The sequence below is a fragment of the Nocardia brasiliensis IFM 10847 genome (genome assembly GCF_000710915.1).
GTDB lineage: Bacteria > Actinomycetota > Actinomycetes > Mycobacteriales > Mycobacteriaceae > Nocardia > Nocardia brasiliensis_A.
Window position 1 is genome coordinate 1 of record NZ_BAUA01000220.1, and the last position, 12,213, is coordinate 12,213.

12 protein-coding genes and 1 pseudogene are annotated in these 12,213 nt (G+C 67.3%); 7 read left to right on the top strand and 6 right to left on the bottom strand.

Translation table 11 applies throughout. The features are described 5' to 3' along the window. Window positions 1–756: 756 nt before the first annotated feature. Both NBRGI_RS42450 and NBRGI_RS45805 read right to left on the bottom strand, forming a co-directional pair. Complete coding sequence (locus NBRGI_RS42450; RefSeq protein WP_029903899.1) at window positions 757–1,590, bottom strand: hypothetical protein; 834 nt, start codon at window positions 1,588–1,590, stop codon at window positions 757–759. Then, the gene (locus NBRGI_RS45805; RefSeq protein WP_029903901.1) at window positions 1,565–2,053 is read right to left on the bottom strand and encodes an ABC-F family ATP-binding cassette domain-containing protein; all 489 of its coding nucleotides are present in this window, start codon (window positions 2,051–2,053) and stop codon (window positions 1,565–1,567) included. The genes NBRGI_RS42450 and NBRGI_RS45805 overlap by 26 nt, the downstream gene beginning before the upstream one ends. Window positions 2,054–2,540: 487 nt before the next feature. Between NBRGI_RS45805 and NBRGI_RS42460 the strand changes: the two genes are divergently transcribed. The 4 genes from NBRGI_RS42460 (at window position 2,541) to NBRGI_RS49770 (ending at window position 6,775) form a co-directional block, all read left to right on the top strand. After that, on the top strand, window positions 2,541–3,146 hold the full coding sequence (locus tag NBRGI_RS42460; protein ID WP_029903903.1) for a response regulator transcription factor: 606 nt from the start codon (window positions 2,541–2,543) through the stop codon (window positions 3,144–3,146). 208 nt (window positions 3,147–3,354) lie between these two features. After that, complete coding sequence (gene rpmB / locus NBRGI_RS42465) at window positions 3,355–3,579, top strand: 50S ribosomal protein L28 (RefSeq protein ID WP_029903906.1); 225 nt, start codon at window positions 3,355–3,357, stop codon at window positions 3,577–3,579. Between the two features lie 768 nt (window positions 3,580–4,347). Further along, on the top strand, window positions 4,348–5,037 hold the full coding sequence (locus NBRGI_RS42475; RefSeq protein ID WP_029903910.1) for a hypothetical protein: 690 nt from the start codon (window positions 4,348–4,350) through the stop codon (window positions 5,035–5,037). 268 nt (window positions 5,038–5,305) lie between these two features. Beyond that, the gene (locus NBRGI_RS49770) at window positions 5,306–6,775 is read left to right on the top strand and encodes a xylulokinase (protein ID WP_029903912.1); all 1,470 of its coding nucleotides are present in this window, start codon (window positions 5,306–5,308) and stop codon (window positions 6,773–6,775) included. Here the strand turns inward: NBRGI_RS49770 and NBRGI_RS42485 are convergent. Both NBRGI_RS42485 and NBRGI_RS42490 read right to left on the bottom strand, forming a co-directional pair. Beyond that, window positions 6,768–7,346 carry a TetR/AcrR family transcriptional regulator gene (locus NBRGI_RS42485; protein ID WP_029903914.1) on the bottom strand — a complete coding sequence of 193 codons (579 nt, stop codon included), beginning with the start codon at window positions 7,344–7,346 and terminating at the stop codon, window positions 6,768–6,770. The genes NBRGI_RS49770 and NBRGI_RS42485 overlap by 8 nt on opposite strands. 77 nt (window positions 7,347–7,423) lie before the next feature. Continuing rightward, on the bottom strand, window positions 7,424–7,918 hold the full coding sequence (locus tag NBRGI_RS42490) for a hypothetical protein (RefSeq protein ID WP_051728459.1): 495 nt from the start codon (window positions 7,916–7,918) through the stop codon (window positions 7,424–7,426). Between the two features lie 184 nt (window positions 7,919–8,102). On the opposite strand from NBRGI_RS42490, the gene NBRGI_RS42495 reads away from it, so the two are divergent. After that, window positions 8,103–8,462 (top strand): YybH family protein, encoded by a 360-nt coding sequence (locus NBRGI_RS42495; protein WP_029903918.1) that lies wholly within the window; start codon window positions 8,103–8,105, stop codon window positions 8,460–8,462. A 247-nt stretch (window positions 8,463–8,709) separates the two neighbouring features. Further along, on the top strand, window positions 8,710–9,006 hold the full coding sequence (locus NBRGI_RS42500; RefSeq protein ID WP_014988125.1) for a hypothetical protein: 297 nt from the start codon (window positions 8,710–8,712) through the stop codon (window positions 9,004–9,006). Between the two features lie 7 nt (window positions 9,007–9,013). Here NBRGI_RS42500 and NBRGI_RS42505 read toward each other — a convergent pair whose 3' ends face one another. Together NBRGI_RS42505 and NBRGI_RS42510 are read right to left on the bottom strand one after the other, a co-directional pair. Then, window positions 9,014–10,078, bottom strand: coding sequence for a methyltransferase (locus NBRGI_RS42505; RefSeq protein WP_029903921.1), 1,065 nt, complete (start codon window positions 10,076–10,078; stop codon window positions 9,014–9,016). A 71-nt stretch (window positions 10,079–10,149) separates the two neighbouring features. After that, window positions 10,150–10,977: a helix-turn-helix domain-containing protein gene (locus NBRGI_RS42510; RefSeq protein WP_029903922.1), complete on the bottom strand. Its 828-nt coding sequence runs from the start codon at window positions 10,975–10,977 to the stop codon at window positions 10,150–10,152. 308 nt (window positions 10,978–11,285) lie between these two features. Here NBRGI_RS42510 and NBRGI_RS49545 point away from each other — a divergent pair. After that, window positions 11,286–12,077, top strand: a pseudogene (locus tag NBRGI_RS49545) (glycosyltransferase 87 family protein); the annotation flags it as partial. Window positions 12,078–12,213: the final 136 nt, after the last annotated feature.

Here is a 12,213-nt window from a genome sequence, read left to right on the forward strand (position 1 = left end):
CACCGAGAGGTGCCAGCCGGTGTCGTTGTCGACCGTGCGGTTCTTGTCCGCGACCAGATCAGCCGTACTCGTCCCAGTGGCCGCGCAAATCAGCGCGCCCAGCGTGAGTCCAACAGCCAGTGCCCGGCACCTGTGACGAGTTTTCAGCGAGGTCGATGCCATCGCGGGTCCCCCTTCCCAGCCTTGTGGCGTTGCAGATTCCGAGAACAGGACACCGCAGTAGCTAACATTTAGCAACCTCACGGTCTGCGATAAACACCCCAAGTGATCCGCTGTTTACCCCCTGTTCACCCCGACCGCGCCGGTGATGGCAGCAAATGGCACATGATCAGTCGTTGCCTGTGAGGTCCGGCACGCCCGATTCGTGACCAATGCCCGGACCGGCACTATTCGTGTCCGCTCCTGCCGTCAGGGCGGCGGGTTGCCGTCAAGCCTGGCCCGAAGCTTTCCTGCCCGGTCGGCGTGCGGCATCGTAGAACCCGCGCGAAACGCAGAGGGTTACGCTTCGGTTGGTGTCGGCGACGCCGAGTATGCGGCGGGTGGTGACGAACCTATTGGCGGCGCTGCCCGGGAATAGGCTCGATTCTGGGGCTGCTGGCATTGGTGTTGTATATGGCCGCGGTGATGGCTACCAAATTGTTCGGGACGGTGGCGCCTGAATATTTCGGCAGTCTCGGCACCTCCAAGCGGACACTGTTCCAGATCATGACAGGGGAGGCGTTGCCGGACATCGCCCGTGAGGTAATGGCGGAGAAGCTATCCCCGCAGCACCCAACCCTGCGCGATGTCGCCCAGGTTCCACCACGAGACGTACTGCGCATCTTGCGATTCCAGCTTCCAACCTTCGGTCAGCCGGTCGAAGAAGGCATCGTCACCGGTCTTGCCGCCCTTCGGCTCACCGACGAAGACCAAGCGAGTTCCGCCGCGGCGCTCGAACTCCCGCAGGGCCGTCGACGCCATCGGGTCACCCCACCCCGGCGGCCAGCACAGGAACAACACCGACTCACCATCAAGGGTCGAGTCGAACTCCGCCGAACCACCGACCGGATGCCACACATCCAGCTGCCCCGCCGCGCTAGGAAACGACACATTCGACGAGCTGTCGGGCGGCTGCACATCGAACGCGGCAACGTCCACACCGTGAGCGGCGAGCTGGCCCGCCCAGTAGCCCCGCCCGGCGCCCAGCTCCAGCACCTTCCGGCCGCCGCTGAACTGTCCGATCCACTCGATCGTCTCCGGCGACGGCACCGCATACGCGTACGCGGCCTGCAAGATCGTCTGCGCGAACGCCAAACGGGCACTGCCCTTCTCGCGCCGGCCGTTCACCACCCGACGCCCAGCGTCCTCGGCGACAGCGGGCGCGACGATGTCCCAATACGGATTCCCCGACGCCGCGGAGCCGCCGGTCAGGTAATGCACGAGCCTCAGGTCGAATGCCGCATCCGCGGCCGGGTCATCGGTCCCCGGCAACATCGGTGCCGTCTCCAAGTACTCCGCGACCTTCGGATACTCCTGCCGCAACCGCTGCTCGTCCTCCAGCAGCGCGGCCAGCTCCGTACGTCGCTCAGTCGTCAGCGAGAGCCCGGTCATGTACTCGATTCTCGCTGGCAGACAACGCCTGCACGCTCGGTTGCCGGAAACTCGTCCCGCCACGACCTGGCGGTACATCGCTGTTCAGCGGGTGCTCGGTCAGCTGGCGAAGTTCAGCAATGCCTTGCTCAGTGCGGTAGGCATCGCCGGAGTTGGGTTCTGATCCGGTCCCGGGTGGGCGGTCCGACGCGATGCCCCGCAATGTCATGCCCTGGGCGGTGTCGGTGAGCAGTTCGGCGGTGTCGGCGTCGGTGTAGTGGGCGTACATCGCGCGGCTGGCCGCGGTGAAGTGGTCCGCGATCGAGCGCAGTGCCGGTCGGCGGATGGCGGCTACATAAAGCTCGAGCTGGACGGTGGTCACCGATCGTTCGGTGGTGAAGCAGCAGCCCACCAGCGCGTCGGCGGTCTGGTCGATGATCTCGGCGATGTTGTAGCCGGGTTGCGCGTCGGGGATAGCGGCCATGATCGTCTTGTAGTGGGTGACCGAAAGTTCGAGTGCGGCCGCGAGTCCCTATCGGCGTTCTCGGCTTGCACACTGCTCCTCGTCTGCGCTGATCACTCGACTTCAAGGTTCAGCTGTACTTGACGCAAAGTGGCACAAGCCCGGTAAATCAGTTGTCGTAAGGTACAAATATTCCTAGCCTGATTGCAGGTAGGACTATGCGTGGGTGGCCCGTTTCCGGCTCAGAGGCGATAGTTCTGCGGAGTTCCACGGGACGCGTGGCGCGTTTCGTACCGATCGAGTTCCGAGGTGATGACTTATCCCCCAGGCCAAGTAGCCGTTTGTCCCGGCACTGACTCCGTGAGCCGCCCATGCGTGCTCCGGTCACGTCGTGGACGGCTTTTCCAGTTGGCCTGGGCTGTCATACCTTTCCGTTCCTGTGCGCAGTCGGCGTACGTGGCCCCGGCACACTCAAACTGTTCGGCGCTCTTCGAAGAGGAACGAATCAATGATTCGAGTGCTGATCGCCGGGAGCCTTCGACTGCCCCGGGAAGCGCTGGCCACCATCCTGGCGGGTGAGTCGGGCGTGGAGGTGGTCGCCCAGGTTTCGCTGGGCACCGATGTGGTGCCCAGCGCCCTGCGCACCCGCCCGAACCTGGCTCTGCTGGATGCGAATCTCACGGGGTTGGACGGGGTTTCCGCCGCGACACAATTGAAGACGGCGCTGCCTGACTGCCGCGTCGTCATGGTGATGGCACCTCATCGGCCCGACCTGCTGCGCTCCGCATTGGATGCGCGGGTGGAGGGGCTGCTGAGCACCGGCGCTTCGATCGCCGCGTTGACCGATACCGTGCGCCGGGTCGCGCACGGTGAATCGGTGCTGGAACCGCAGGCGGTCGCGCAAGCCTTGCGCGGCCCCGCCAACCCGCTGAGCGCCCGCGACATCGACATACTCCGCCTGGTTTCGCAGGGGCACACTCCCGACGAAATCGGTGCGGCACTGCATCTTTCGCCGGGCACGGTGCGCAACAACCTCGCCGCCATCAACCGCAAGGTCGGTACCCGCAACCGCATCGAGACCCTCCGGACCGCTGCCCGCCACGGATGGATCTGAACTCGTGCAACCTGCACGCGCCGCCGTGCGATCTGCACCGATCGCGTCGATCAGAGGATGTGATTCCCGCAGGTCAATGGCCAGGTTCTCGGCAACGTGTCGGTCAAAACGCTGCGCAGTGTTCGCGATTGCTCGCCGACACTGTCCACGAACCGAACCGGGATCCCACCGACGGCGCGAGCACCGCTGTCGGAGAACAGGAGAGACCATGTCAGCCCAGTGCGACGTCTGCGGCAAGAAGCCGAGCTTCGGCAAGAAGGTGGCACGTGCGGGACGGCGAGCCCAGCAGCGCTACGTCAAGGCCCGCACGAGCCGCCGCTTCAACCCCAACATCCAGCCCGTGCGCGCCGTGCAGGACGGCACACCCGTGCGTCTGAAAGTGTGCACCGCCTGCATCAAGAAAGGCGCGATACGCCGGCGCGCCAGCGCGTGATCGCCGCGAAAAGCGTCGTGGCCCAGCTGATATCGCAGATCAGGCGCCGGCCAATGGTGTGGCCGAACCACTTCGCCGTTCGGCGGCAGCGTCATCGCGACGAATTCCCTTGCCACGACTGCGGACTGCCGACCGCGCCTTGCGACGGGCCCGACGAGTGGTACACCGTGCACGACGCAGTCTGGCGGGCCGGCGCACTGGGTGCCGACAGCATCGTGTGTATCGGCTGCCTCGAATCTCGACTGGGACGCCGACTCCACCCCGGCGACTTCCTGACCGCGCCACTCAACGACCCCGACTACGGAAACCACAGCCCGCGACTGCGCAATCGCCTGCGACCGTCGCCGACCACCGCTCACGAAAGCGCTCGATGACTCGAGTCTGTGTCGGAGGTCGTAACGATCGGAGGCGGCGGGTGGCGCCTCGGGGCCGATGGGCCGGACAATCGGCGAAGGCGTATGTGTTGCCGGGTCTTCGGATTTCAGTTGGATTGTCGGCAAGCACTCGTTGTGCGCGGCTCGGCGTGCATGATTCACCTTGCGCGCGGGTGGGCAGGCGGAGGCCCTTCGGCCACGCTTATAGCGGCCCTTTCGACGGGCCGCGCCCCGGAAAGTAGGGGGCCGCGAGAGGGTCCAAACGTGGCGCTCGTCACATTTTTCGGTTTTGTGCGGACGGTCGGATATGAATAACTCGTTCGATCTAGATCAACGCTTCGATTCGACTGGGGGACAGGGCGTTCCGTGGTGATCGGGGGCGGGAGAGAAATACATGTTCTATAAGAGTGTCACGCGCGCGGGTCGCCAGGTTCTTGCCGCTGCGGTCCTGCCCTTCGCGGTAGTGGCTACGCTCGCCAGCGCGGGTACCGCGTCGGCGACCGACTACACCGCGCAGCAGACGCGGTGGGCCGACAGCCTGACGGCGACCGGCAACGAGCAGGGTGTCGAGTTCAAGACCACCACGGCCCCTGACCTCAAGTCCATCTCCACCGAGCTGAACAACGGCAAGTTCACCTTGACCGCGGATTCGTCGGCGGTGCACGTGGAATCCGCGTCGGGTGCGAAGGTCACCGAGTTCCCGATGTCGATGAAGACTGCTGCGGGCAACACGATTTCGCTGGCTCCGCAGATCTCCCCGGACGGGAAGAAGCTGGTCGTCACCCCGCAGGTGACCAAGGAGGTCGAGGGTGAGGTGAAGACGGTCGCCGCCGGCGACCTGAAGCCCATCGCGACCAACCCGGACGCGCAGAACCACGACCCGGTTGCCAACGGCCTCGCGGCCGGCGCGCTCACCGGTCTCGGCATCGCCGCGATCCTGTGCATCCCCGCCATCATCGTCTTCGTGATCGGCTACTTCGCCTGCATCGTGGCCAGCGGCATCAGCTACGTGGTGTTCGCCGCGGTGATCGGCGCGATCCTCGGTGCCGTCGCACCGGCCGTGATCCCGCAGGTGCTGCCCTGATAAACGCAGTGACGGTCGCCGCCGCCCTCGAGTCGGCGGCCTGACACGCGACCCACCCGGACGCCGGGTCGGCTCCGCTTTCCAGCGGTTTCGGCCCGGCGTCCGGCGTTTCCGTGCTCGGCCCGTACCGCTCCGTCCGGACAAGCGATTGCGCCTCGCCGCTGATTCCACCGCACAAGCCTGAAATGCGACGGAGTGATCAGGCGCTGTGCTCGATTCCCTATCGGCCGCCGCAGGTCGTCGGCGCGCCCTCTGCGAGACTGCGGGGATGAGCACTGCGGCAGCGGAGATCGCCACGTCGGGTGAGTTGTTGCTCGGTATCGATATCGGTACTACCGCGGTGAAGGTGGTTGCGTTCACCGCGGCGGGTGCGCAGGTGGCGGCGCATACGACGCCGTACCCGATCAGCAGGCCCGAACCCGGCTGGGCCGAACAGGATCCGATGGACTGGTGGCGGGGCTGCGTCGACGGGATGCGTGCCGTGTTGTCGGCGGTGCCCGCGGGTGCGGTGCGGGCGATCGGGTTGGCCAGTCAGGTCAACACCCATGTGTGCGTGGATGATCGGCTGACGCCGCTGGCACCCGCGATCATCTGGCAGGACCAGCGCTGTGCCGAGATCGCCCGGGAGTTCGACGCCCGCTTCGACGATGCGGACAAGGTGCGGATCTGGGGATCAGCGATCACCCTCGACGCATCGTTCGTGGGCGCGCGGGCGCAATGGTTCGCGCGCACCCACCCGGATCTGTGGGCGCGGACGCGCTGGGTGCTGGGGCCCAAGGACTTCGTCGCCGCGAAACTGACCGGGCGGGTCGCGACGGATCTGCTGGCGGCGGTACGGGTGGCGGGGCCGGACGGCTATCTGGCCGAGGCGGTGGCGCTCGTCGACGGGCTCGAGCAGCGGTTACCGGAGATCTTGGCTCCGGAGGCCACGGTGGGACGGGTCGACGGCGCGGACGTGGTGGTGGGCACGATGGACGCCTACAGCGCGGTCTTCGGCACCCGCACCACTGAGCCGGGGCGCGGAATGGTCTCGTGCGGAACGTCATTGGTCGTCGCGGGCGCTTCCGCGCAGGCGCACCCGGCAGGCGGGATCGTCACCTTTCCGCCGCGCTCGGGACTGTATGTCCATGCCGGGCCGACGCAGGCGGGCGGGGATGCCGTGCGTTGGTGGAGCCAGGTGTCCGGGCTGAGTCCGGCGGAAGTCTTCGACTCGGCCGCCGCGGGCGTGCCGGGCGTGCTCTTCACGCCCTATCTGGCCGGTGAACGAGCGCCGTTGTGGGACGCCGAGGTTCGCGCGAGCTTCCTCGGAATGAGCTCGGCGACAACGACGGCGGACATGTCGCTCGCGGTATTGCACGGGGTCGCGATGTCGGCCCGGCACGTGCTCGAATCCGTCGAGACCGCCTGCGGACTCGACATTCCCAGCGTGACGTTCTCGGGTGGTGGGGCGCGCAGCGCGTTATGGGGGCAGCTCCACGCCGACGTGCTGGAGCGTCCGGTCGAGCGTTTGCGGGTGCACGACAGCGCGGCCTTGGGCGCGGCTTTGCTGGGTGCGGTCGGCGCGGGCATCTACCCGGACGTGGTCGCGGCGGCGCGCGCGGCGGTCACCGTCGACCGTTCGTTCGCTCCGGCGGCGCCGGTCGGTCGGTTGCGTGGCTTGTACGAGAGCTACCGATCGGTGCATGCCGCTCTGCGCGGTCTGCACACCGAACTGGCGCAGTGGCACCGGCTCAGCTGAATTCGGCGACGCTCCAGGCGGCCTCGATCATCTGGAAGATCTCGTCCACCGCGGCGGCCGGATCGGGCGCCTCGCGGGCCACGGAATAGGCGTCGATCACGAATCTGGCGATGGTCCGGCAGGCCACCGGCGTCCGGGACAGACCGAGATCGGTGGCGATGGCGGCGGCCAGCGACTCCGCGTGACGCAGCCGCATCGTCTTCTCGTACTCCCGCAGTGCGGCCGATTCGTCGATCATCTTCCAGACGGGCGCGACGTCCGGCCCGGTGCAGTGCCGCACCAGGGCGTGGATCTCGCGGCGCAGCGCGTGCATGAGCGTTTCGTCCGCCGGCCGGTTGGTGGCCGCCTGCAGCAGGCGCTGCTCGAAGTCGTCGTCCCGCTCGAAGACGAGGGCTTCCTTCGAGGCGAAATGCGAGAAGAGCGTCGTGACGGCCACATCGGCCTCGGCCGCCACGTCCCGGATGCCGACCGCGTCGTAGCCGCGCTCCGAGAACAGCCGCAGCGCGGCATCGGCGATATTCTGGCGGGTCGCGGCCTTCTTACGCTCACGACGCCCGAGCGGCACGGTCATTTTCGGATGCTATCAAATACGAAATATCAGCAGTTTCGAAACACTAACCGTTACGTGACAGCTGACCTGGTCGTGCTTCAATTCATGAGGACGCCGGACCGGAAGCCGCCGCCGGTGGCGTAGAGCGAGAAGGCATGGCCTTTCGCGGTGCAGGAAAGGCCGGGCCCGGAGTAGTGCCCGCCGGTCGCGACGCAGGTTGCGCCACCATGTGCGACCTCGATACTGGCGTAGCCCGCACCGGTTTTGACATCGCTCATGGACGGATTTCCGCCCGGCAGGGTGAACGCCTTGGGGGTGAGGCCCGGATGGGCGGGCAGTCCCGGATCATCGATGATGACCTGATTGATCGGTACCGGCAGCGGTACCCAGGCGTCGCCCACCGCGACGGCGGGCACCCGATTCGGCGTCACATCGCAGCCGACGATGCCGTCGGCGGTGATCGCGCAGTTCACCTCGTCGCCGTAGCTGAAATAGACGGTGTCGGGGGCGACGGCCTGCGCGGATGCCGTGCTCAGCAAGGGGGCCGCGGCGAGCGCGACGGCGATTCCCGCCAGCTTTCCGGTGATGTTCATGCACACTCCTCGATCGGATCAAACGATGCTCGGACGTCGAGTCGGGCAGTTCTGATAGCTGAAACATAGCTGAAATTCCTGTCGTGGCCCAGAGGCGATCGGGGCGGGGTGGGGCCTCGGTGGAGTTGACAAGGGCTGTGCGGGTTTTCGCGCGGCCTGCGACAGGTCTGCGACGCTGGCGGGCATGAGTGAGATCGAGAGCCGGGTGGGCATTTCGCGACCGGAGGACGTGATCGACGTGTTCGTCGAACTGGTGGCGGCGGGGGACGCGGCGGGACTGGCCGCGCTGTACGAACCCGACGCCGTGCTCGCGATACCCGGCGGCCCGGTGGTCAGCGGCATCCCGGCGATCCGCGAGGCCTACGCGCAATTCCTCGCCACCGGACCGGTTTTCGAGATCGGTGCGCGACAGCAACCGCTCGTGATGGGTGATATCGCATTGAGCGCGCATCAATGGCCCAACGGCGAGATCACCGTGGACGTGCTGCGCCGCCAGCCCGACGGCAGCTGGCTGTGTGTGATCAGCCAGCCGAAGGTCAACTGAGCGTCGCCGGCACAGTCCGCCCCGGATCGCCGACCGTCGGCTCGGCCGGTGCGGCGAGGATCACAGTGCGGCGTCGAGCAGGCGGAATGCGGGGTGTCTCGAGAATCGAAGTTTCGGGGCACTCCTCATGGCTACCCCTCAGAGAACGCCGGTGCCGATCGCCGCTGTGGCATGTCGACGGTCGGCCTGCGTTTCCGGAGTCCGCCGCACCGGCCGACTCGCACGACAGCGGGAAGGAACCAGACATATGTTGATGCTCACCCCCACCGCCATCGAGGTTGTCCGCACCATCACCTCCGCCGACGGCACGCCGCAGGAGGCGGGCCTGCGCATCTCCACCACCGACGGCGCCGAGACCTTGCAGCTCGAGGTCGCCGCGGCGCCGGGCGCTCAGGACCAGGTCCTGAACGCCGACGGCTCCCGAATCTTCCTCGACCAGCAGGCCGCCGCCTTCCTGGACGACAAGGTCCTCGACACCGGCACCGACGCCAACGGAGAGGGCGGTTTCGTCATCGCCATGCAGGGCGGTGCGGCCGGCGTCTGACCCGCCCTCAGCGGTCGGCGGCCACGGCTTCGAGCAGTGCGTAGGGCGCGGCCGCGTGCAGCGGTGTCACCGAGGTGAGCCGCAGCCCCGCCCGCGCGCACAGGTCCGCGAAGTCCGCGCGGGTGCGTTCCCGTCCGCCGACATTGACCAGCATGTTGAGGTCGCTGAGATAGGTGATCCCGCCGTCGGCGCTGTCGGCGGCGGGATCGACGACAGCGGGCAGTACCGGCTCCACGATCAGCACGAGACCGTCCTGTGGCAGCACTTCGCGGCAGTGCCGCAGGATGGTGACGGCCTGTTCGTCGGTCCAGTCGTGCAGCACGCTCTTGATCAGATAGAGGTCCGAGCCCGCCGGCACCGCACGGAAGAAATCACCGGCGCCGAGCGTGCAGCGGTCGCCGACACCGTTGTCGGCCAACGTTTTCGGTGCTTGGGCCAAACCCTCCTCGGTATCGAAGACGACGCCGCGCAGCAGCGGATGCGCGGCCAGCACGGCGGCGAGCAAGGTACCGTCACCGCCGCCGACATCGGTGACCGAACGGAACCGGCCGAAATCGAACGCCGTCGGCAACGCGGCAGCCGTCTCCGCGACAGCTTGGCTCATCGCCGCATTGAATTCGGCGGACAGCTCCGGACGTTCGGCGAGATGACTGAAGAAGTCGGTGCCGAACACCCGGTCGAACGCGATGTCGCCGGTGCGGATGCTGCCGTCCAGATGTTCCCAGGCCCGGATGATCGCCGGGTCGGTGAACATGCGGACGAACGACGTCAGCGACTCCGGGTTGCCCGGATCGAGCAGCGCCCCTGCCGAAGTCGAGGTGAAGGAGCCCGGTTCGTGTTCGGTCAGCAGTCCCAATCCGGCCAGTGCGCGCAGCAGCCGGAGCGTGGGTTCGGGCGCGGTCCCGGCCGCCGCGGCCACCTCGGCCGCCTGCCGCGGCGTGCTGCCGAGCAGTGGAAATATCTTCAATTCGATTGCGCTGCGCAGGGTTTGCGCGGCAAAACTGCCGAAAGCGAGCCGTACGATCAGGTCGCGGTCGGCGATCTCGGTGGCTCGGACCTCGGTGTCGGGCATGGGTGTCTTCCTGTCTTCTCGGATTGGCAACGCGCACAACGCAGTACGGAGATACGGGGGCCTGGAGCGGCTCAGCCCGCGGAGGTCACCCGTCCGGCCAGCGCACCCGGCGTGCAGCCGGCCAGTGCGAGCAGGTCCCGGTTCAAGTGCGGTTGATCGGCGTAACCACAGGTCACGGCGACTTCACCGGCGCTCTTGCCCGCGCGCAGCGCGCGAGCGGCATGGTCGAAACGGACCAGCATGGCGGCGCGTTTGGGGGACAGGCCGATCTGATCAGTGAACCTGGCCCACAACCGCTTTCGGCTCCAGCCACAGGACGCGGCGAGGTCGTCCACCCGGATCCGGCCCCGGTGGGCGACGATGGTGTCCCACGAGGTCGCCACCTCCGGCGCCATCGGCGGCGCCGTCGCGCCCCGCTGTACGAGGAACGCACGCGTCAGCGCGAGCCGCTGCGACCAGGTCGCGGCGTCGGCGAGTTGCTCGCGCAACCGCCGCTCCTGCGGTCCCCACAGTTCCCCGAGCCCGGTGACGGACCCGTTCAGCTCGCGCGGCGAGACGCCGAGCAGGCCGTAGGCGGCCCGCGGCGACAACCGCACCTCGACGCATTCGACGTGATCGCCGTGGATACGTGCCGGGCCGGGCGACAACGTGGCGACGAAACTCGGCAGCGCCCGGGACTCGGCCGCGCCGTGCACCGTGACCGGGTGGTCGCCGATGCCGATGATGACGACCACGGTGGGCTGAGGCAGTACCCGTAGGTCCAGCCCGGCGCCCGCGCGATCGCGGAACCCGGCCATCAGCACCCCGTCGAGGGCGGCCTCGGCTGTCGGATGCACGACCTCCCAGCCGTCCTCGACATCACCGTCAATGGGGACGGTCCCCACCTCGTAGCTGCGCATATCTCTACTGTCGCCGATATCGCGGTGTCCTGTCTTGAACAAATGTTCCCAGGAGATGCCCAGCTGACCCCGGTGGAATGCGCGCCGGGATGCCACTACCGTGGGGTGGCGCAAACGGAGTCCGATCGCTGGGAGTGAGTTTGTCGTCATCGACGATCGAGAACATCGAGACGTCGTCAGGGACCGAGCAGCACGAGCCGCGCACTATCGCACCGGTGGTGTGGTGGGCGATCGTCGTTACCGGGTTCGTCGCGGGTGGCTATTACCTGGTGCAGGTGCTCGAGCACCGGCAGGTGATGCTGCATCTGATGGATTTGAGCGTCTACCAGATCGCCGGCGACCGGGTGAGTCATGGGGTCTCGGTCTATGACAGCCCGCTGCTCGGCCATACCCGCGGCGTCTGGGAGTTCGTCTACACGCCGTTCGCCGCGCTGCTGTTCGTCCCGCTGCGCTGGCTGCACGGTGACCTGTACACCCTCGTGGGCGGGTTCGGGAACTTCGCCATGCTGGCCGGCTCCTGCTGGGCGGCGCTGTCGCTGCTCGGCTACCGGCGCGACCTGCGGCTCGCGGTCGCGGCCTGCTCGATCGGCGGGCTGCTGCTGTGGTGCGAGCCGATCCGGCAGACCATGGCGTTCGGGCAGATCAACATCCTGCTGTTGTTGCTCGTGATCGCGGACCTGGCACTGCCCGACACGTCGCGATGGAAGGGCTTGCTGACCGGTGTCGCCGCGGGCATCAAGCTGACCCCCGCCTTCTTCGTGCTGTACCTGCTCGTCACCCGGCGCTACCGTGCGGCTGCGACGGCCGCGGGCGCGTTCGTCGCTACGCTGGCGGTCGGTTTCGCTGTGCTGCCGAAGGATTCGGTGACCTTCTGGGGCGGTGCGTTCATCGATCCGGCCCGCGTCGGCGAGCCCGCCAACCTGTCGAACGAGTCCTTGCGCGGCATGATCGCCCGCTCGGTCGGCGTCGCGGGCGCACACCAGATGCTGTGGCTGGCCGGGGCGGCGGCGATGGCGGCGATCTGTCTGTACCTGGCGCGCCGACTGTCGCTGTCCGGACGTGAACTGCCCGCGGTGGTGTGCGTCGGCGTCACGATGACGGCGGTGTCGCCGTTCAGTTGGGTGCACCATTGGGTTTGGCTCGCGCCGTTGCTCATCTATCTGGGTGAGCTGGCGTTGCGCCGTGGTGGCCTGGTCGTGCCGTCGGCGTTCGTGGTCACGGCGCTCTTCGTCTCCG

Coding starts and splice junctions, on each gene's coding strand:
- NBRGI_RS42450 (WP_029903899.1), bottom strand. CDS start 1,590: ATGACCGGGCTCTCGCTGACGACTGAGCGACGTACGGAGCTGGCCGCG.
- NBRGI_RS45805 (WP_029903901.1), bottom strand. CDS start 2,053: ATGGCCGCTATCCCCGACGCGCAACCCGGCTACAACATCGCCGAGATC.
- NBRGI_RS42460 (WP_029903903.1), top strand. CDS start 2,541: ATGATTCGAGTGCTGATCGCCGGGAGCCTTCGACTGCCCCGGGAAGCG.
- rpmB (WP_029903906.1), top strand. CDS start 3,355: ATGTCAGCCCAGTGCGACGTCTGCGGCAAGAAGCCGAGCTTCGGCAAG.
- NBRGI_RS42475 (WP_029903910.1), top strand. CDS start 4,348: ATGTTCTATAAGAGTGTCACGCGCGCGGGTCGCCAGGTTCTTGCCGCT.
- NBRGI_RS49770 (WP_029903912.1), top strand. CDS start 5,306: ATGAGCACTGCGGCAGCGGAGATCGCCACGTCGGGTGAGTTGTTGCTC.
- NBRGI_RS42485 (WP_029903914.1), bottom strand. CDS start 7,346: ATGACCGTGCCGCTCGGGCGTCGTGAGCGTAAGAAGGCCGCGACCCGC.
- NBRGI_RS42490 (WP_051728459.1), bottom strand. CDS start 7,918: ATGAACATCACCGGAAAGCTGGCGGGAATCGCCGTCGCGCTCGCCGCG.
- NBRGI_RS42495 (WP_029903918.1), top strand. CDS start 8,103: ATGAGTGAGATCGAGAGCCGGGTGGGCATTTCGCGACCGGAGGACGTG.
- NBRGI_RS42500 (WP_014988125.1), top strand. CDS start 8,710: ATGTTGATGCTCACCCCCACCGCCATCGAGGTTGTCCGCACCATCACC.
- NBRGI_RS42505 (WP_029903921.1), bottom strand. CDS start 10,078: ATGCCCGACACCGAGGTCCGAGCCACCGAGATCGCCGACCGCGACCTG.
- NBRGI_RS42510 (WP_029903922.1), bottom strand. CDS start 10,977: ATGCGCAGCTACGAGGTGGGGACCGTCCCCATTGACGGTGATGTCGAG.